We start from the raw sequence: 19,824 nt of genomic DNA on the forward strand, positions 1-19,824 counted from the left end.
CGCACGGGCGCCGTCTCCCTCCCGGACACGACCTCCTTCCCGGACACGGTCCGACCTCGCAGCCGCCGTCGCCGTCAGGCGGGCCAGCGCAGCACGGCGCCGAGGCCGCCGGCCGGTCCCGGGGCGGAGTCGGGGACGAGCACGGCGTCCGCTCCGGCGGCGACCGCGCAGCGCAGCAGGGCATCGGCGGCCGGCGCCTGACGCGGCTCGTCCACGCCCATGCTGCGGACGGTGGCCCGGTCGACACCGATGTGGTCGGCCTGCGGCCCGGTCCACACCGGGCGGTCCGGATCGGAACGGCCCGCCTGGACGAGGAGGGTGGCGAGCCGGTGCTGCTGTGCGGCGCTCACCACGGCGGGGACGCCCTGGGCGGCGGCGCCGGGCGCGGTCTCGGTGCCGGCACCGTCCGTGGCGTGCTCGCCGGGACGGCCGAGGCCCGCGTGGAAGTCGTCCAGAACGGCGTCGAGGTGCATGCTCCTGTGGTCCTCCCACGCCTCGTCCAGGCGCCGGTCGAAGGCCTCGCGCGCGATGCCGCCGGCCCGCCCGCCGCCGTCGACCTCGGTGGTGAACGCCCGGAGTCCCTGCGGCAGCCGGTGGTGGACCGCCCGGCGCTCGCGGACGTCGCCGGTGAGGACGAGCAGTCGGGCGCCGCTCCCGGGCCAGACCCGGGCGATGTGGTCGGCGATGATGCCCGCCGTACGCTCCCAGGTGTCCTCGCGGCGGTGACGGTAGTGCCACTCGCGGCGGTCGGCGGGCGGGGCCCGGTGCCCCCGGGCCTGCCGCTGCGGTCCCTCGACGGTGCCGGCCGGCGTGTTGCGGCCGAGCGCGCGCAGCTCCAGCTCGGCGCCGGTGCGGTCGACGGCGGCGATCAGGCAGCCGGCCGCCGTGTCGTCCAGCAGGGCGAGCAACGGGGCGGTGTGCGGCAGCGGCCCCCAGGCGGCGACGACGTCCGGCGGGGAGCTGCTCAGCGGGGCGTCGAGCGCCACTTCGCCGTCCGCGGCGAAGAGCGCCCGGCCGGGCGGGGAACCGGCGGCCGGCAGGCCGGCGAGGTACTCGCCGACGGCGCCGCGGGTGGGCCCGTCCGCGCCGAGGGCGGCGAGCCGGTCCACCGCGGCGCGGTCGATCAGCGCGCGGCGCTGCGCCGCGTCCTCGGTGGCGTGGGAGGTGTCGAGGTAGACGGAGGCCCAGGGGCCGGACCGGTCGAGCAGCGGAGCGAGAGGGGCGAGTTCCATGGCTGACTCCCCGTTTCGGTGGGTCGCTCGTACGCCTACCCCGCGGCGGCGGGCGGACACCCGGCCGGCCGTGCCGCGATCGTCCGGGGTCGGCAGGCCGACGAACGGACCGGAGGCGGCCGTCAGCACAGGTCCCGGCAGCACCGTGGGGAGGGTGCGCGGCCCTTGGTGGGCGCGACAGGAGCGGCCCCCCGGCCGGCCGGGCTCACTCGGCCTGGACGGCGATCAGGCAGGTGTCGTCGTCGGTGTCTGCCGGGCTGAGCTCCAACAGGCGGTCCAGGTAGCGCTCCAGGTCCGGGCCGGGGGCGCCGGCGGAGCGGATCAGCTGGTCCACGGACTCCTCGACCGAGCGGTCACGCCGCTCGACCAGGCCGTCGGTGTAGAGCAGCAGGACCTCGCCCGGGGCCAGGTGGGTGGTCCGCTCCTCGTACGCGGCCTCCTCGACCGCGCCGAGCAGCACGCCGCGGGGCAGCGGGAGCACGTCCGCACGGTCGGGGCCGAGCCGGATCGGGGGCAGGTGGCCGGCCCGGGCCCAGCACAGTTCGCCGCCGGCCGGGTCGAAGACCACGCAGACGACCGTGGCGGTGACGTGCCCCGGTTCGCGCATCGCGGCGGTGTTGGCCCATTCCAGCAGCCGGCCCGGTCCGGCGCCGGTGACGGCGAGGCCGCGCAGCGTGTGCCGGAGCGCGACCATGCCGGTGGCCGCCTCGACGCCGTGGCCGGCGACGTCGCCGACGGCGAGCAGCACCCGCTTGTCGGGCAGCAGGAGGACGTCGTACCAGTCGCCGCCGACCCGGTCGCGCCTGGCGGCCGGGCGGTACCGGACGGCGGCGCGCAGGCCGGACGCGCCGAGCGGGGGCGGTGCGGGAGGCAGGATCGCCTGCTGGAGGCGGAGGGCGAGCTGCTCGCTGACCGCGGCCTCCTGCTCGGAGTCGGCGAGGCGTTCCCGGGTGGCGCCGAGCGCGATCTCGGTGCGGTGCTGGACGGACACGTCGTGGTAGGCGCCACGGATGCCGGTCAGCCGGCCGTCGTCGTCGAGGACGGGCTCGGCGACGATGCGGGTGTAGCGGTGCGTGCCGTCCGGGCGGGCCAGCCGGAAGACCGCGGAGGAGCTGCGGTGGCGGTGCTGGACGGTGTCGACCAGCCTGCGGACGGCGGCCTGGTCGTCGCGGTGGGCGTGCCGGGCCAGGTGGAGGAACGGGACGGGGTCGCTGTCGGGCGGCAGCCCGTACAACTCGGCCAGGCCGTCGCTCCACAGGATCCGGCCGGTGGCCGGGTGCTCCTGGAAGCCGGCGACGCGGGCGAGCCGCTGGGCCTGGCGCAGCAGGGCCGACTGCTCGGGCTCGTCGGCCCGCGTCTCCAGCTGCCAACTGACCAGCAGCCGGCCACCGAGCGGGGCGGCGGCGAGCAGGACGGTGGCGGGCAGGGCCCGCTCGCCGTCGCGGAAGACCAGCCGCACGCGTTCGGCGGGCAGTGCCTCACCGGATTCGTGGACGCGGAGCAGCCGCTCGAAGAGGCCGTCGGCGCCGGCGGCCGGGTAGGTCTCCAGGAGGGAGGCCCCTTCCAGCGAGGTCCCGGGCCGGCCGAGCGGGTCGGGGAAGCCCTCGCCGGCGCGGACGATCGTGAAGTCTGTGACCCGGCCGTCCCGGAGGGCCGGTTCGAGGAGCAGGGCGGGGCTGAGCAGCCCGTCGAGGACCGCGGCCTGCTGTTCGTCGCGGGGCGGGGGCGGGTCCGCCGCGTCGAGGAGGGTCGCGCAGAGGCCGGCGAGGCCGTGCAGTGAACGGCGTTCGGCCGGGGCGAGGGACGGCCCGGGGGCGGGCCAGACGACCTCCAGGGCGCCGTGGCACCGGCCGGCGTCGCGCAACGGCAGCACGGCACGGGCGGAGCCGGCCGCGACGGAGGGGCCGGACGCCGCCCGGTCGCCCGGCCAGAGCTCCGCTCCCGAGGACCGGACCCGCTCGGCCGGGGTGCCCACGCCCGGCGGGACCCGGCTCCAGGCGGTGGCCTCGGCGGCGGGCAGTCCGGCGTGCGCGGCGAGTTCGAGCGCGCCGTCCGGCAGCCACCGCCAGACGGCGACGGCGGCGGCGCCCGATGCCGCCCGGGCCTGGTCGAGCACGGCTTCGGCGGCGCGCTGCAGGTCGGGGGTCACGGCGAGGCCGGGGACGGGGACGGGGACGGCGGTGCGCTCAGGCGCGGGTGCGCCGGGTACGCCGGGTACGCCGGGTACGCCGTCGGTCCGTCCGACGATGTCGGCGGCCAGGGTCACGGCCGGGACCCCGGCCTGACGCGCGAGCCGGGCGAGTTCGGCCGCGGCCTCGACGGGCGGGACGCCGAGGCGTTCGGCGAGGACGCCGGTGGCGAGGTCGGCCAGGGCGCGGTTGCGCTCCTCGGCCCTGGTGCGGGCGGCGGTGCGCTGGAGTCGGCGCACCACGGCGGCAAGGGCCCGGGCGGTGTCGGCCCCGGGGCCCGGCCCGGCCGTCATGAGGACTCCAGCCAGTGCCGCATCCGGTCGAGCAGCAGGCCGATGTCGACGGGCTTGGTGACGTGGTCGTCGGCTCCGGCGGCGAGGCTCTTGCCCTCGTCCTCGGGCATCGCCTTGGCGGTGACGGTGATGACCGGCAGCCGGGCGAACCGCTCGTCGGCGCGGATCGCGGCGATCGCCGCGTAGCCGTCGAGGCCGGGCATCATCACGTCCATCAGGACGAGGCCGGTCTCGGGGTGGCCGTGCAGCATGTCGAGGCAGGCGCGTCCGTCGGCGGCGTGCAGGACGGTCAGGCCGCGCTGTTCCAGGGCGGCGGCGAGCGCGAAGACGTTGCGGATGTCGTCGTCGACGATCAGGACGGTGCGTCCGGCGAGCTCCTCGTCGACGGGCGCGGGGGCCGGCGCGGGGGTCGGGGCGGAGGGCCGGCCGCCGAGCAGGCGGATCACCCGTTCCCGCAGGTCGTCCAGCCCGTGGGTGAGTTCGACGCCGCCGACGGCGGTGACGGACGGTTCCGTGGTGCCGTCGCCCTCGTAACCGAGCACGGGCGTCCGGTCGCCCAGGGTCGCGAGCGCCTCGGGCACGAGCTCGGCCGAGCCGGTGAGATCGAGTACGACGCAGCGGTAGGGGCCGGCGGCGAGGGCGCTCCGCAGTCCCGCCTCGTCGCCGGTGCTGTGGACCGTCACCCGCGGTTCCGGCGTCCCGAGGACGTCCACCGCGGTGCGGGTGAGCAGGGTGAGCAGGGCCGGCGGGTCGGGTTCGACCACCAGGACCCGCGGCTCGACGGCCGGCCGGCCCTCGGGGCGTCCGGGTGCGCCGAGCGGCAGGTAGAGGGTGAAGGTGCTGCCCCGGCCGATGGCGGAGTTGACGGTGATGGTGCCGCCGAGCAGCCGGGCGAGCTCGCGGCTGATCGACAGGCCGAGGCCGGTCCCGCCGAACCGCCGGCTGGTGGTGCCGTCGGCCTGCTGGAAGGCCCCGAAGATGGTGTCCAGGTGGGCGGGGTCGATGCCGATGCCGGTGTCCTCCACGTGGAACGCCACCGCCTCTGCGGTGCGGGCGAGTTCGGCCGGCAGGTCCGGCTCCGTCACGCGTTCGATCCGCAGCTCGACCCGGCCGCCGTCGGTGAACTTGACGGCGTTGGAGAGGAGGTTGCGCAGCACCTGGCGCAACCTGTCCTGGTCGGTGACGAGTTCCGCCGGGACCGCCGGGTCGAGGGTGGTGGCGAAGTCGAGGCCCCGCTGGTCGGCCAGCGGCCGGAAGGTGGACTCGACGTACTGGAGCAGGTCGTGGACGGTGAAGGGTTCGGGTGTCAGCTCCATCTTCCCGGCCTCGACCTTGGAGAGGTCGAGGATGTCGTTGATGAGCTGGAGCAGGTCGGTGCCGGCGGAGTGGATGACGCCGGCGTACTCGACCTGCTTGGGGGTCAGGTTGCCGGTGGCGTTCTGCGCGAGCAGCTGCGCCAGGATGAGCAGGCTGTTCAGCGGGGTGCGCAGCTCGTGGCTCATGTTGGCCAGGAACTCGGACTTGTACATCGACGCGAGGGTGAGCTGGCGGGCCCGCTCCTCCAGCTCCTGGCGGGCCTGTTCGATCTCCAGGTTCTTGGCCTCGATGTCCCGGTTGCGCTCGGCCAGCAGCGCGGCCTTCTCCTCCAGCTCCGCGTTGGAGCGCCGAAGCTCCTCCTGCCCTTTCTGCAACTCCTCGGAGCGGTCCTGGAGTTCGGCGGTGAGGCGCTGGGACTCGCCGAGCAGTTCGTCGGTGCGGGCGTTGGCGAGCAGGGTGCCGATGTTGACGCCGCAGGCCTCGGCGAACTGGGCCAGGAAGTCGCGGTGGACCTGGCTGAACGGATGGACGGCGGCGAACTCCAGCACGCCGATCAGCCACTCCTCCAGGGCGATCGGCAGGATCACCACCGCACGGGCGTCCGCGGCGCCGGCGCCGGAGGCGATCGTCGCGTAGCCGGGCGGCAGGTCGTCCACGACGATCGTGCGGCGGCTGCGGGCGGCCTGCCCGACCAGGGTCTCCCCGAGGCGTACCCGCTTCTGCGGCGGGTCGGCGGGCGACCTGCCGTAGGTGCTGATGCGGGCGAGTTCGGGATCGGTGCCGTCCTCGGACTCCCGGACGAGGTAGAAGGCGCCGTACTGGGCGCCGACCAGGGGCGTCAGCTCGTCCGTGATCATGTCGGCGACGGCCTGGATGTCGCGGCGGCCCTGGATGGCGGCGGAGAAGCCGGCGAGGTTGGTCTTCAGCCAGTCCTGCTCCTGGTTGGCGAGCGTGGTGTCGCGCAGCGACCCGACCATCGCGTTGATGTTGTCCTTGAGGTCGGCGACCTCGCCGGAGGCGTCGACGGTGATCGAGCGGGTGAGGTCGCCGGCGGCGACGGCGCTGGTCACCTCGGCGATCGCACGGACCTGCCGGGTGAGGTTGCCGGCCAGTCCGTTGACGTTCTCGGTGAGCCGCTTCCAGGTGCCGGAGACGCCCTCGACCTCCGCCTGGCCGCCGAGCCGGCCCTCGCTGCCGACCTCCCGCGCGACCCGGGTCACCTCGGCGGCGAAGGAGCCCAGCTGGTCGACCATGGTGTTGATGGTGGTCTTCAGTTCCAGGATCTCGCCGCGCGCGTCGACGTCGATCTTGCGGGTGAGGTCGCCGTTGGCGACCGCCGTGGTGACCTGGGCGATGTTGCGGACCTGGTTGGTCAGGTTGTTGGCCATGGAGTTGACGTTGTCGGTGAGGTCCTTCCACGTCCCGGCGACGTTCGGGACGCGTGCCTGGCCGCCGAGCGTGCCCTCGGTGCCGACCTCCCGGGCCACCCGGGTCACCTCGTCCGCGAACGCGGAGAGCGTGTCGACCATGGTGTTGATCACTCCGGCGAGGGCCGCGACCTCGCCCTTGGCCTCGACGGTGATCTTCTGGGAGAGGTCGCCCCTGGCCACGGCCGTTGCCACCTGGGCGATCGAGCGGACCTGCCCGGTCAGGTTCGACGCCATCACGTTGACGTTGTCCGTGAGGTCCTTCCAGGTGCCGGAGACGCCCCGGACGGTGGCCTGGCCGCCCAGGTTGCCGGCCGTGCCGACCTCGCGGGCCACCCGCGTGACCTCGTCGGCGAAGGCGGACAGCTGGTCGACCATCGTGTTGATGGTCTCCTTGAGCTCCAGGATCTCGCCGCGCGCGTCCACCCGGATCTTCTGGGTGAGGTCGCCCTCGGCGACCGCCGTGGCGACGTGGGCGATGTTGCGGACCTGGTTGGTGAGGTTGCCGGCCATGGAGTTCACCGAGTCGGTCAGGTCGCGCCAGGTACCGGCCACTCCGGGCACCAGGGCCTGGCCGCCGAGCCGCCCCTCGGTACCGACCTCCCGGGCCACCCGGGTCACCTCCGCCGCGAAGGACCCGAGCTGGTCCACCATCGTGTTGACGGTGTTCTTCAGCTCCAGGATCTCGCCGCGCGCGTCCACCTCGATCTTCTGGGTGAGGTCCCCGCGGGCCACCGCCGTGGTCACCTGCGCGATGTTGCGCACCTGCCAGGTGAGGTTGCCGGCCATCGCGTTGACCGAGTCGGTGAGCTCCAGCCACGTCCCGCCCGATCCCGGCACCTGGGCCTGGCCGCCGAGCCGCCCCTCGGTACCGACCTCCCGGGCCACCCGGGTCACCTCCGAGGTGACCCGGGACAGCTGGTCCGCCATGCCGTTGAACACCGTGGCGATCTCGCCGAGCACGCCGGGCCGGTCGGGGGTGAGCCTGGTCCCGAAGTCGCCGTCGCGCACCGCGGTCAGCCCGGCGAGCAGCTGTCGCAGGCCCTGCTCGGCCGGGTCCGCCGGCTGCGCGGCGGGCACCGCCTGGTCGTCCATCCGTCCCACCGTCCGGATCCGCCGCACCCGGGGAGTGCCGGGCGGCGCGCTCCGGGTCGTCGGGCGGCGGGCGCCGCCCTGCTCCCACTGTGCCACCCGTCGGCCGGACACGGCAGGCCCGGCGCCGGCGGCCCGCGCCGGGCGGCGGTCGGGCCTCGGGCCGGGGGTCACGCCGTCCGGTACCCGGCGGCGCGGGCGGCGGCGATCCGCAGGCCGACATCCGGGGCATCGCCGGCACCCGGGGCGACGGTGCCCGGCGGAACCGAGGGTGCCGTCGAAGAGCGGCCTCTCGATCCGCAGGCGACGGCCCCCGCAGCGCGGCTGTCCGCTGCGAGGGCCGAAGACGCCCGGCGGGAGGGGAACTCAGCCCGGCGTCCCGGCGCCGACCGGTGCCTGCGGCCCGTCGGCCCAGCCCGGGGCGTCCTGGTCGTCCAGCTCCTCGCGCAGCCGGGCGAGGGTGGCGGTGAGCAACCGGGAGACGTGCATCTGGGAGACGCCGATCCGGGCGGCGATCTCGGACTGCGTCCAGCCGTCCCAGAACCGGAGCTTGAGCACGGTTTGCTCGCGCCGCGGCAGCCGGCCCAGCAGCGGGCGCACCGCGGTGCGGAACTCGGCGAGTTCGAGGTTCTCGTCGCAGCCGCCGAGCTGGTCGAGCATGGCGCTCCCGCTCTCGTCGCCGTCCCGGTCGCGCAGCGCGTCCAACGAGTCGGGCCGGTACACCCGGCCGGCGACCAGCCCCTCGACGACCTGCTCCACCGTCAGGTCCAGGTCCGCGGCGATCTCCTCGGGGTGCGGGAGGCGGCCGAGTTCCTGCTCCAGCCGGTCCGACCCGCGGGCCACCTTCAGGTACAGCTCCTGCACGCTGCGCGGTACCCGGACCGGCCATGAGGTGTCGCGGAAGAAACGCTTGATCTCACCGGCGATGGTGGGGATGGCGTAGGTGATGAACTCGACGCCGCGCGCCGGGTCGTAGCCGTCGACGGCCTTGATCAGGCCGATGGTGCCGACCTGGAGGATGTCCTCCATGTCCTCGGCGCGGTGCCGGAACCGGGCGGCGATGAAGCGGACCAGCGGCATGTTGAGTTCGATGACGGTGCCGCGCACGTAGCTGTAGGCGTGGGTCTCGCGGGCGAGGCCGGCCAATCGCTCGAACAGCGCGTCGCTGAGCTCGCGTGCCTCGGACTTGCCCATGGTGCGCAGCTCCGCATCGCTGGGACGCGGGGGCAGGTCGGGCAGGAGGCCGGAGGACGGCACGGCCGCCCGGTCGGTCCGGTGGCCGGTTTGCACGGGGGTGGACACGGTGGCTTCTCCTGGGCATCGGGGCGAACGGCCCCGGCACCGCGAACGGACCCGTTCGCGTGCCGCGGGCTTCTTTCCCGAGAACCTCTGCCCGGCTGCTTCAAGCGACGGTCCCGGTGGCACCTGCGGGTGCGGGGAGCGTCAGGCCGTTCGCCGTGACCGCTCCGGTGGTGTCCTACCCGCATCATCCCGTTTCATCCCGTTCCGTCGGGATTTGCCGTCCCCGCTCCGGGTAGACGCCGCCGGGCAGCGACCCGAGGAAGGTGCCACGATGACCGTCCCCGTTCCCCCCGACCCGGACACCGAGCCGATCCCGCACCCGTACCCCGCACCGGGGCCGGGCGAAGGGCCCCGCCCCGCCCCGCCGCCGATCCCCCCGTTCCCGAGCCCGGAGCCCTTCCCGGACCCGACCCCGGCACCACGGCCCGAACCGCACCCCGGACAGGCGTGACCGCCGCCCGCGGGTCGGGCGTCCGCCCGGTGCCGGCGGACGCCCGGGTCGGTACCGCCGCCCGCCCGGGCCGGTGCCGGCGGACGTCCCCGGGTCGGTGCCGACGGACGTCCCCGGGTCGGTGCCGACGGACGTCAGTGCCGGCGGACGCGGTGGTCGATCCGGGCGACGCGGTGGTCGAGCGGGGACGGCACCTCCAGCCACACCCGCTTGCCCGTGCCCTCCGGCAACGAGCCCCAGGCCCGGGCCAGCCGGTCCACCACCCGCAGGCCGTGCCCGCCCGGCCGGCCGGGGTCGGCGTGCGGACGCAGCTGCGGCGGCACCGGGCTGGCATCCGTGACCTCGACCCGCAGCCGTTCGCCGTTCCAGCTCAACCGCAGCTCGCGCGGGCCGCCCGGGGCGTGCAGGCACGCGTTGGTGACCAGCTCCGAGACCATCAGCAGGACGTCCTGCGAAACGGCCCGTTGCTCGTCGTCCTCTTGTTCCTCCTCGTCCTGTTGCGCCGCGTCCTCGCCGGGTAGCCAGTGCCAGGCCGCCAACGCCTGCCGGCTGAAGTCCCGGCAGCGCTGCACAGCGCCCTCGGCACCCTCCAGCCGGAGCCGCCGGGTCCGGTCGGATTCCGGGAGCGGGCCTTCCCACGGGCGCTTCATCCGGTGCTCCTCAGTCGCCGTCGGGGGGAGGAGCGTCCGCCACCGGACGGGGAGCCCGCAGCGCGGCGCCGAGGTCGGGGTGGATCCGCAGCACGCCGTCGACGCCGGTGAGCGCGAACATTCTGGCGACCACCGGACGCGGGCCGGCCAACTCCATACGGAGCCCGGCCGCCTCGGCGTCGAGGCGGGTGCGCAACAGGATGTTCAGCCCCGTCGAGTCGCAGAACCTCAGACCGGAGAGGTCGACGACGATCCGCTCCAGCCCCTCGTCCTCCGGCTCCTCGTCCGCGGGCACGGCCAGCGCCCTGCGCAGCACGTCACCCGTGTCGAGGTCCAGCTCGCCGGTGACGGTGACGACCCGGGTAGCCCCCTCCCGGCCCGTGACGACGTGCAGACCACCGCGTTCCTCGCCCCCTCCGTCGTCGGAGGGGTACTCGGCCGGCCGCGGCATGGTGGGCTCCCCGTCCGCTCGGGACGGCGTCGTGCCGTCCCGACCATCATGCCGCGCGGCGTACGGGGCCGCACGGACGACCGGGGCCGGTGGTGCCACCGGCCCGGACGGAACCGGGCGCACCACGTACTCCTCGTACTCCTCGTGTTTCATGCCCCGCGTCTGTCCGATCCGACGGCGGCCACACACGCCGGAGGGCACGTCCGGGAGCACGCGCGCGACCCGACCACGAGGACGACGCCGAAGACCCTCCGGTCCGGGCGGCGACGTTTCGGCGGCCCCCGCCCGGCAAGACGCCGTCCATGACGTTCCGCGCACATCCGAACCCCCGCACCGTGGTCATCACCGGCGCCAGTGCCGGGATCGGCCGCGCCTGTGCCCGCGCCTTCGCCACCGACGACCACCGCCTCGTCCTCGTCGCACGCGGGGCGGGCGGCCTGCGGGCGGCCGCCAGCGAGGCCGAGGCCGCCGGTTCACCGGTCCGCACGATCCCGGCGGACGTCGCCGACCCCGACGCCTGCGAGGCGGTGGCGACCGAGGCCGAGGCGGAGTTCGGACCGGTCGACGCCTGGGTCAACGACGCCCTCGTCGCCGTCTTCGCACCGTTCACCGAGATCAGCCCGGCCGAGTACCGCCGGGTCACCGAGGTCACCGACCTCGGCTACGTCAACGCCACCCGGGCCGCGCTGCGCCGGATGCTTCCGCGCGACCACGGCACCGTCGTCCAGGTCGGCTCCGTGATCGCCCACCGGGGCGTCCCCCTGCAAACCGCGTACAGCCGCGCCGAGCACGCGCTGCAGGGCTGGCACGAGGCACTGCGCTGCGAACTGCAGGCATCGGGGTCGGGCGTGCGGGTGACCATGGGGCAGCTGCCGGCGGTCAACACCCCGCAGTTCGACTGGGTGCTCAACCGGATGCGCGGTCGGGCCCGTCCCGTCCCGCCCGTCCACCAGCCCGAAGTCGCCGCCCGCGCGGTGCGGTACGCGGCCGACCACCCCCGCCGCCGCGAGTACTGGGTCGGTGCGCGCACGGCCGCCACGCTGGCCGCCAACGCCGTCGCCCCCGGCCTCCTGGACCGCTGCCTCGCCCGCACCGGCTTCGACGCCCAGCAGGAGGACCGGCCGCGCCGCGCGGACGACCCGGTCAACCTCTGGGCGCCGGTCAACGCCGTGAAGGATCGCGGCGCGCGCGGCCGGTTCGGCTCCGAGGCCCGCGGGCGAAGCTTCCAGCCGTGGGCCTCCCAGCACCACGGGCTGCTGGCGGCGGGCCTGCTGGTCACCGCGGCCGGCGCGCTGTCCCGGGGCTTGCAATGACCGGCACGCCCGCCGTCCCCGCCGTCCCCACCCTCGGAGTGGAGGAGGAGTTCCTGCTCGTCGACCGCCGGACCCGGCTGCCGGCCGAGCGCGCGCCACAGGTCATCGCGGACGCGGCCACCGTGCTCGGCGACCGGGTCCAGGCCGAGTTCTTCCCCGTCCAGGTCGAGGTCTGCAGCCGCCCGGCGACGCGGCTGGACGATCTCCGCGACGACCTCGTGCGGCTGCGTTCGGTCGTCGCCTCGGCGGCCGCCCGGGCCGGGTGCCTGCTGGTCGCCTCCGGCACCCCGGTACTCTCCGCGCCCGGCCCCCGCCGGGTCACCGACGATCCGCGCTACCACCGGATGGCGGCCCGGTACGCCGGCGTGCTCGACGGCTGCGACGGGGCGCTGTGCGGCTGTCACGTCCACCTGGGCGTGGACGGACGGGGGCAGGCGCTGGCCCTGGGCAACCACCTGCGCGGCCTGCTGCCGGTGTTCCAGGCGCTCGCCGTCAACTCGCCGTTCAGTGCGGGGCGGGACAGCGGCTTCGCGAGCTGGCGTTCCGTGCAGTGGTCGCGCTGGCCCACCGTCGGCCCGGCCCCGGTCCTGGACGAGGACCAGTACGAGGCACTGGCGGACGCCCTGGTGGACCGCGGCGTCCTGCTGGACCGCCGGATGATCTACTGGTACGCCCGGCCGTCCGAGCACGTGCCCACCCTGGAGGTGCGGATCGCCGACGTCAACGCGGACCTGGACACCGTCGTCCTGCTGGCGGCCCTGCTGCGCGGACTGGCCGGCGTCCTCCTCGCCGACGTCGACGCCGGACGGCGGCCGCCCCCCGTGCCCGCCGGTCTGCTCGGCGCCGCCCACTGGCGCGCCGCCCGCCTCGGCCTGTCCGGCGAGGGCCTCGACCCGGTCACCGGACGCCGCGCGCCGATGTCCGCTCTGGCCGAGCAGCTCGTCGAGTACGCGACTCCCGGCCTCACCGCCGCAGGTGACCTCGCCGCCGTGCGGTCCGGACTGGCCCGTTTGCACCGCCTCGGCACGGGCGCCGCCCGCCAGCACCTCACCTTCCGCCGACACGGACGGCTCACCGCCGTCGTCGACGAACTCGCCGCGCTCACGACCGCGGCGGCCTTACCCGGCGGGTTCGGGGCACCGGCCGGCGGGGGTTCGGGACACCCGGCCGGCGCGCCGAGCCGATGATCACGCCGACCGGGGAGGGCGTGCGGCGAACGAGTGGTCCGCGGGGGCCATCCCGGGCGCGGCGGCGTTGCGTCCGGGACGCGGCCACCCTCCGGGCGGTACACATGGGGCCGCTCGCCGCGAGGGCGGGCCGGGCGCCCGGCACGGACGGGCCCGGGGCGGACGGGGGAGGAATGCGCAACACAGTCGAACTCCTGCTCTGGTGGGGGCTGTTGCTGCCGAGCGCCCTGCTGATCAGTAGGGCGCTCAGCAGGCTGGAGACGGCCGTCGGCGGCTGCCTGGCCGCGGTCCGAGCGCTCGGTACGGTCGGCGCGGACGGTGCAGTCGGCGCGGTCGCGGTCCGGCGCGCGTCCGGCGCCGCTGTGGGCGGTACGGCGTACCGGGCGCAGGCAATCCGGGCGCAGGCACTCCGGGCCCTCCCTCGGACTCTCCTCGGCGGCACCGCCCGGCTCGCCCTCGCCGGTGCGTCCCCCCGCCCGCGGTACGGCGCGTTCCGCAGCGTCCGACTCCCCCCTGCGTCCCCCCGCACGGTACCGGCCCGCTCGACGCCCGGACCGGGGAACCCGGCCTCGCCCGGAGCGGCGCCGCCCTCGACCGACGCGCCGCGGCCGGGCACGGCCGGGACGCCTTGACGGTCCGCACCTCCGTCCTGGCGCTCGCCGGCCCGCCGGCGATGGCTCCGGCGCCACCATTCGACATCCGACCGCACGGGCTGCTGCCGACCGGGCGCCTGGGCATCGGCGCCCTGCCCGGTGCCGGCCATCCCGCCGACACTCTCGGCCGGCCTGGCGGGCCGGCCACGCCGCCGGGACCGGAGGTCCGGTGGACGCCTGCCGGCCTCGCGCCCGGTCTGCTCCCCGCCCTGCGGGCCACCGCCGCCGTCCGCCGCGACCGCCGGCGTGCCACCGCACGCCGGTACTGCACCGCCGTCCTGCCGCTGCGCCGCCCGCACTCCGGGCTGCCCGGCGACTACGCGGCGCGGATCGCCGTGGGCCTGGCGGCGCGGCCTGGTGGGACTGCTGGTGGCACTGACCGCGCGGCTGTGGCCGGCGCGCCTCGCCCGCGGTTTCCACCCCGACCCGCCGGGTAGCCGCGGGATGTCGCAGCCCGAACCGGACCCCGATCGCAGAAAGGCCGCCCGTGCGGATGAACACCGGTGGACCGGCCCGGCGGCCCCGCCCGCCCGGCGGCCGACGGCCGCGTGTACCCACGCCCCCGCCCCGACCCGCGCTGTCCGGGGACGGCGTGCCGCCCGGGCTGCGGACCGTCGCCGGGTACACCTGGCGGCTGGTCCTGCTCGGTGTGGCGGCCTTCCTCCTGGTCCTCGTCCTCACCCGGCTCGAACTGCCGGTCGTCGCGGTGTTCCTGGCCCTGGTCATCACCTCCGTACTGCGGCCGGCCGTCGATCTCCTGGACCGGCTGGTGCCCCGCTCGCTGGCCGTCCTGTTGGCCTTCCTGGCCTCGATCGCCCTGGTCGGCGGGATCCTGGCATTCGTCGGCACGACCGTCGCCGACGAGTGGACCGGCCTGGGCAGCGAACTGCACGGCGGCCTGGGCCGGCTCGACCGCTGGCTGACCCGCGCGCCCTTCCACCTCCACGCGGGCACCGTCACCGACTTCCGGGCGAAGCTCGGCGAGTTCGTCGCGGCCCATCGGTCGACGCTGATCAGCACCGCCATCAGCGGAGCGGGCCGGGCCGTCGAGGTGGTCACCGCGGTCGCGCTCGCGGTGTTCTGCTCGGTGTTCTTCCTCCACTCCGGTGACCGGATGTGGTCCTGGGCCGAGCACCAGCTGCCCGCCGGCGCCCGGCCGGTCTGGGACCGGGCGGGCCGCGCCGCCTGGCAGACCTTCGCCGGCTACACCCGCGGCGTGCTCATCGTGGCGTCGACCAACGCCGTCCTGGTCGGCATCGCCCTCGCCCTGCTGGGGGTGCCGTTGGTGCTCCCCCTGGTCGTACTGGAGTTCGTCGCCGCACTCGTCCCCCTGATCGGCTCCCCCATCGCACTGGCCATCGCCTCGCTGGTCGCCCTCGCCGCGCGTGGCCCGGTGGTCGCCCTGCTCGTGCTCGGGCTGATCGTGGTCATCGGCCAGATCGAGGGCCATCTGCTGCACCCCTTGGTCCTCGGCTGGTCGGTGCGGCTCCACCCGGTGGTGGTCGCCCTGTCGGTGACCGGTGGCGCCGTGCTGGGCGGGGTCCTGGGCGCAGTGGTGGCCGTGCCGGTGGTGTCGGTCGCGTGGGCGGTGACCGGTGAGCTCCGCGACCACGGGACCGGGGCCCGGCCGCGGTCCCGGCCCCCGTCCACCGGGCGGGCAGCCCCGTAAGGGCGGGGCGCGGGCGGTCCCGCCGCTTCGCCGGGAGGGGTGGCGTCCCGTCGGACGACGATGGCAGCCGCGGCTGCACCGACCGGGGAGGGCGCCATGGCACCTGAGTCCGCCGCCGCGACGAGTCCGCCCGGCCCGGCCCGCTCGGCCCACTCGGCCCGCTCGGTGGGGCGGACACGGGCGCCGGGCGCCGGGGGGCCGGGGGTGGCGGGCACAGGCACCTAGCACCTGACACCGGGGCGGGGGCGGGAGCGGGGGCGGGGTCAGACCAGGCGGTGCATGCCCACCGAGTGCGGGGCCGTCCCGACGAAGCCGTGCTTGGCGTAGAGACGGTGGGCGTCGCCGTCGGCGATGAGCGAGACGTACGCGCCCGGCACGGCACGGCGCTCCAGCTCGGCGACCAGGCCCGCCATGATCCGCCCTCCGAGACCCCGGCCCTGATGGGCGGGCAGGACGCAGACGTCGGCGATCTGGAAGACCATGCCGCCGTCACCGACGATCCGCCCCATGCCGACGGTCCGGCCGTCCCCGGTGTGCACGGTCACGCCGTACCAGGTCTGCGGCAGCCCGGCGGCCACCGCGGCGGCGGGGCGGTCGCTCATCCCGGCGGCGGTGCGGAGGTGGCGGAAGGTGTCGACGTCGGGCACGCCCGACCGAAGCTCGTAAGAGTCAGTAGCGTCATACATGCCTTACATCATAGGGTGGGCGACTCCGGGTGCCCCACAGCCCCGGACACCGCGTCGCGACGGATGCCGCCACGCTCCGGCCGCCCCGAAAGGAGAGCCCGTGCCACAGCCCCGGATCCTGCTGCTGGACGCGGCCCCCGGCGGGCTGCTCGACCGGGAGCTGGCGCGGCTGCTCGACCACGGGCTCGCCGTCACCCTCAACCTCCGGCGGGTGGCCGACAGCGCCGCGGCGCGGGCCGCCTGGGCCATCCGGGTCGAGTTCGCCGACTTCGACGCCTTCGACGAGTCGGCACTGCTCGCCGCGACCGTCCGGGGCGGCCTCGGCTACGACGCCGTCAAGTCCCGCGGCGGGGTGCCGATGCGCGCCGCCTTCCTGGCGTCGGCGACCGACCCCCGTCTCGCCCGCCGACTCCGCGCGATCGGGCGGGCCGGGGCCGGCACCGACCACGTCGACCTCGCGGCCGCCGCCCGGCACGGCGTCGCCGTCACCCACACACCGGGATCCAACGCGAACGCGGTCGCCGAGTTCGCCCTGGCCCAGCTCCTCGCCCTGACCCGCGACCTGGCCGCCCACAACGAGGCCGCGCACCGGGGAAGTTGGCGCACACCGGTGGCGCCGACGGTGGAACTCTCCGAGCTCACCCTCGGCATCGTCGGCCTGGGCCGGACCGGTCTGGCCCTGGCCACGCGGGCCGGGGCCCTCGGCATGGACGTCCAGGCGTTCTCCCGCCGCCCGGCCGGGGCTCCGGTGCGCGCCGCCGACTCCCTCCGTACGCTCCTGGCCGGCAGCGACGTCGTCTCCCTGCACCTGCCGCTCACCCCGCAGACCCGCGGACTGATCGGCCGGGCGGAGCTGGACCTGATGCGGCCCGGCTCGGTCCTGCTCAACACCGCCCGCGGCGGCATCGTCGACGAGCAGGCCCTGGCCGACGCCCTCCGCGACCCCGCCCACCCGCTCGCGGCCGCCGCCGTCGACACGTTCGAGCACGAGCACGCCGCCTTCGCCTCACCCCTCGCCGGCCTGCCGAACGCGCTGCTCACCCCGCACGTCGCCGGGATGACGCGGAGCGCGATGGCCACCGCCGCCCTCCGCTGCGCGGACCACCTCGCCGCCCTGCTCGCGGGCCGCCCGGACGGCGTTCCGGTGGCGACCGCGTGACGGCCCGACATCCCGAGGGCACTGGGCGGGGCGCAGGAACCGGGCGGGGCGCAGGGACCGGACGGGGCGCAGGGACCGGACGGGGCGCAGGGACCGGACGGGGCGCAGGGACCGGACGGGACACGGGGATCACGGTCCAGTGGGTGAGGACGTCCTGGACGAAGCGGTCGCGGGGCGGGCCGGCGGCGGCCCGCCGGAACGCCGCGGCGGCCGGCTTCGCGGTGCCGCCGCAGCCCTCGACGCCGTCCGCGCCATCGCCGTCAGTGCCGTCGATGCACCCGGTACGCCCGGTACACCTGGTGCGCGTGGTGCACATGGTGCGCGTGGTGCACATGGTGCGCATGGCCGAGGCGGACGGCTTCGCACCGCGGGAGGGTTGGGAGGTCCTGCCGCCCGGCGCGCTCGGACTACGCGAAGCCGACGGCCGGTTGCGGGTGCTGCCCCCGGTGGAGCCGTTGTACGGCCTTCCGCCGCGGGTGCGGCGCCCGCCGGCCGTGCGGCTCGCACCCGGGCAGTGGGTCCGGTGGCGGCTCAACTACCGCTTCTCCAGCGCGGCGGGCGTACGGGACTGGTCCTACTGGCTGGACACCTTCAACGTCGCCTACGGCCCGGCCGGCCCCGTACTGTTCCTGACCGAACCCACCGTCCTCGTCGACGAGTGCGGCCCGGTCCGGTAGCCCGGTGCCCGGCCCCACCACCACACGGCCGAGTGTCGGTCGCCTGGTGCCGGGCGGCGCGGGGCCACCCGGCACCAGGCGCGGGTCACAGCGACGGCCCGGGTGTCACCAGGTCGCGCCGGCCGGCTGGCGGGTGGTGGCGTTCAGACGGTTGAAGAAGTTGGTCAGGCTGATCCAGAGGACCAGCGAGGCCAGCTGCTTCTCGTCGAAGTGCGCGGCCGCCGCGTCCCAGACGACGTCCGGCACGACGGCCCGGTCGGCGAGGCGGGTGACGTGCTCGGCCAGCTCCAGGGCCGCCCGCTCGGCGTCGGTGAAGTACGGCGCCTCCCGCCAGGCGGCGACGGCGTGCAGGCGCTCGTCGGTCTCGCCGTTCTTCTTCGCGCTCGCCACGCCGCCGACGACGCAGTAGCTGCAACCGTTGATCTGGCTGGCGCGCAGGTGGACGAGTTCGAGGGTCGACTCGGGCACGCCGCCCTTCTTCGCGGCCTTGAGCACGCCCAGGATCGCGGGCATCGCCTCGGGGATGACGACGGCGGGGTTGGCCATACGGGCGTCGTTCACGGTGGTGTCCTTCTCTCGGTGTTCGCTCGTGCTGTCATCCCTTCGACGGAGCGGATCGCGGAAGTGTGACAAGCCGGCGGAAGAAGTCCCGGGAAGGAGTCACCGGGCTCACCGGCCGGGCCCCAACGCGTCCGCCAGGCTCACCGGCCTTGGCCCCAGCGCGTCCGGCGAGCCCACGGGCCGGCCCTCAACGCGTGCGGCCGACGGTGGCGAACAAGCAGGCCGCGGCGACGGCGGCGAGCGCCGCGGCGGTGGCGTACATCGTGGCGGCCCCGGCGTGGGCCGTCAGCCCGCCGAGCACGGTGCCGGACCCGATACCGGCGTAGATAGCGGAGGAGTTCAGGGCGACGACCAGCGGCGCCCCCTGCGGTGCCGCGGCGATCAACCGGTGCTGCTGCGGGGGGGTCTGGCACCAGCTGCCCGCCCCCCAGGCCACCGCGAGCAGCCCCACGAGGGCGGGCGCGCGTGTCCCGGAGGCCGCCAGCAGGCCGAGCCCCCCGAGCCCGGCGGCCAGCACGAGGTAGCCCGTCGACAGCACCCGAACCGGGCCGAAGCGGTCGGTGGCGTACCCCGAGGCGAGATTGCCGAGCACCGCGCCGAGCCCGTAGAGCGAGAGCACCCACGCCGTGTCGGACTCCCCGACGCCGACTGCCGCGAGCACCGGAACGCTGTACGCGTACACCGTGTAGGCCGCCGTCATGCCGAGCACGGTCAGGGGCAGGACGGCGCGCACGGCCGGACGACGCAACACCGCGAGGCGTTCCCGCAGTGGCACCGCAGGGTTGCCCGGCAGCGCGGGCAGCAGGAGGGCGAGCGCCGCCGCGGTGAGCAGCGCGAGCGCGGCGACCGCGGCCAGCGCCCAGCGCCACCCCGTCAGTTCGCCGGCCACGTCCCCCAGCGGGACGCCGAGTGCGGTCGCGACGGTCAGCCCGCCCACCACCACGGCCAGGGCCCTGGCCCGCCGTTCGGGGCCGGCCAGGAAGGCGGCGACCGCTCCCGCGTTGGGGGTGAACGCCGCCGCGGCGCCGGCTGCGGCCACCCGCGCGACGATCAGCGCGGCGAAGGTGGGGGCGAGCGCCGTGGCGAGGTTGGCCACGCCGAGCCCGGTGAGGGCGGCGACGAGCAGAGTCCGGCGTGGCACCCGGGCGGTGAGGGTCGCCAGCACCGGGGAGAGCAGGGCGTACGCCGCCGCGAAGGCGGTGACGGCCTGGCCTGCGGCCGCCGTCGACACGCCGAGGTCCGCGGCCAGGTCGGGCAGGAACCCCGCGACCACGAACGCGTCGGTGCCCACGGCAAAGGTGCCCAGGGCCAGGACGGGGACGAGCCCGGTCCGGGACGGGGTCGGACCGGTCGTCGCGGCCGCAGGGGCGGCGGCAGCGGCAGCGGGCGACTCCCGCCTTAACGAGATATTCAATGTCCCGATTCTCCTTCGCAAAGAGCCCGACCGGGCGGCCGGGCTGGGTACAGCGGACGGGCGGGCGGGCTACGGCGGGCGGACCGGGGTGCGGGCCGCTC

At 75.9% G+C, this 19,824-nt stretch carries 15 protein-coding genes; 6 read left to right on the top strand and 9 right to left on the bottom strand.

Annotated features, from left to right (window positions below; translation table 11 throughout):
• Window positions 1–74: 74 nt before the first annotated feature.
• The 6 genes from J5Y04_RS06205 to J5Y04_RS06230 form a co-directional block, all read right to left on the bottom strand.
• Window positions 75–1,232: a hypothetical protein gene (locus J5Y04_RS06205; protein ID WP_209410812.1), complete on the bottom strand. Its 1,158-nt coding sequence runs from the start codon at window positions 1,230–1,232 to the stop codon at window positions 75–77.
• 205 nt (window positions 1,233–1,437) lie between these two features.
• The gene (locus J5Y04_RS06210) at window positions 1,438–3,714 is read right to left on the bottom strand and encodes a SpoIIE family protein phosphatase (protein WP_209410813.1); all 2,277 of its coding nucleotides are present in this window, start codon (window positions 3,712–3,714) and stop codon (window positions 1,438–1,440) included.
• A complete protein-coding gene (locus J5Y04_RS06215) occupies window positions 3,711–7,553 on the bottom strand; it encodes a HAMP domain-containing protein (RefSeq protein ID WP_209410814.1) in 3,843 nt (1,280 codons plus the stop codon). Before J5Y04_RS06215 ends, J5Y04_RS06210 begins: the two co-directional genes overlap by 4 nt.
• Window positions 7,554–7,916: 363 nt before the next feature.
• Window positions 7,917–8,852 (bottom strand): SigB/SigF/SigG family RNA polymerase sigma factor, encoded by a 936-nt coding sequence (locus J5Y04_RS06220; protein ID WP_209410815.1) that lies wholly within the window; start codon window positions 8,850–8,852, stop codon window positions 7,917–7,919.
• Window positions 8,853–9,437: 585 nt separating this feature from the next.
• Window positions 9,438–9,953: an ATP-binding protein gene (locus J5Y04_RS06225; RefSeq protein ID WP_209410816.1), complete on the bottom strand. Its 516-nt coding sequence runs from the start codon at window positions 9,951–9,953 to the stop codon at window positions 9,438–9,440.
• Between the two features lie 10 nt (window positions 9,954–9,963).
• Complete coding sequence (locus J5Y04_RS06230) at window positions 9,964–10,557, bottom strand: STAS domain-containing protein (RefSeq protein ID WP_245204365.1); 594 nt, start codon at window positions 10,555–10,557, stop codon at window positions 9,964–9,966.
• Between the two features lie 149 nt (window positions 10,558–10,706).
• Here J5Y04_RS06230 and J5Y04_RS06235 point away from each other — a divergent pair, with 149 nt between their 5' ends.
• The 4 genes from J5Y04_RS06235 (at window position 10,707) to J5Y04_RS06250 (ending at window position 15,226) form a co-directional block, all read left to right on the top strand.
• Window positions 10,707–11,717: an SDR family oxidoreductase gene (locus tag J5Y04_RS06235; RefSeq protein ID WP_209410817.1), complete on the top strand. Its 1,011-nt coding sequence runs from the start codon at window positions 10,707–10,709 to the stop codon at window positions 11,715–11,717.
• Window positions 11,714–12,904, top strand: coding sequence for a glutamate--cysteine ligase (locus tag J5Y04_RS06240; RefSeq protein WP_209410818.1), 1,191 nt, complete (start codon window positions 11,714–11,716; stop codon window positions 12,902–12,904). The genes J5Y04_RS06235 and J5Y04_RS06240 overlap by 4 nt, the downstream gene beginning before the upstream one ends.
• 173 nt (window positions 12,905–13,077) lie before the next feature.
• The gene (locus J5Y04_RS06245) at window positions 13,078–13,536 is read left to right on the top strand and encodes a hypothetical protein (RefSeq protein ID WP_209410819.1); all 459 of its coding nucleotides are present in this window, start codon (window positions 13,078–13,080) and stop codon (window positions 13,534–13,536) included.
• A 613-nt stretch (window positions 13,537–14,149) separates the two neighbouring features.
• Entirely contained in the window at window positions 14,150–15,226 is a 1,077-nt protein-coding gene (locus tag J5Y04_RS06250) for an AI-2E family transporter (protein WP_307852955.1), read from the top strand.
• A gap of 263 nt (window positions 15,227–15,489) precedes the next feature.
• On the opposite strand, the gene J5Y04_RS06255 is transcribed toward J5Y04_RS06250, so the two are convergent.
• Window positions 15,490–15,912 (bottom strand): GNAT family N-acetyltransferase, encoded by a 423-nt coding sequence (locus tag J5Y04_RS06255; RefSeq protein ID WP_209410821.1) that lies wholly within the window; start codon window positions 15,910–15,912, stop codon window positions 15,490–15,492.
• Between the two features lie 100 nt (window positions 15,913–16,012).
• Between J5Y04_RS06255 and J5Y04_RS06260 the strand changes: the two genes are divergently transcribed.
• Together J5Y04_RS06260 and J5Y04_RS06265 are read left to right on the top strand one after the other, a co-directional pair.
• The gene (locus J5Y04_RS06260; protein WP_209410822.1) at window positions 16,013–17,071 is read left to right on the top strand and encodes a D-isomer specific 2-hydroxyacid dehydrogenase family protein; all 1,059 of its coding nucleotides are present in this window, start codon (window positions 16,013–16,015) and stop codon (window positions 17,069–17,071) included.
• 128 nt (window positions 17,072–17,199) lie between these two features.
• Window positions 17,200–17,748: a hypothetical protein gene (locus J5Y04_RS06265; RefSeq protein ID WP_209411078.1), complete on the top strand. Its 549-nt coding sequence runs from the start codon at window positions 17,200–17,202 to the stop codon at window positions 17,746–17,748.
• A gap of 105 nt (window positions 17,749–17,853) precedes the next feature.
• Here J5Y04_RS06265 and J5Y04_RS06270 read toward each other — a convergent pair whose 3' ends face one another.
• Together J5Y04_RS06270 and J5Y04_RS06275 are read right to left on the bottom strand one after the other, a co-directional pair.
• A complete protein-coding gene (locus J5Y04_RS06270) occupies window positions 17,854–18,294 on the bottom strand; it encodes a carboxymuconolactone decarboxylase family protein (RefSeq protein ID WP_148642103.1) in 441 nt (146 codons plus the stop codon).
• Between the two features lie 202 nt (window positions 18,295–18,496).
• Window positions 18,497–19,723, bottom strand: a complete 1,227-nt coding sequence (locus J5Y04_RS06275) for an MFS transporter (protein ID WP_245204366.1) — start codon at window positions 19,721–19,723, stop codon at window positions 18,497–18,499.
• Window positions 19,724–19,824: the final 101 nt, after the last annotated feature.

This window comes from Kitasatospora sp. RG8 (assembly GCF_017813315.1).
Taxonomy (GTDB): Bacteria; Actinomycetota; Actinomycetes; order Streptomycetales; family Streptomycetaceae; genus Kitasatospora.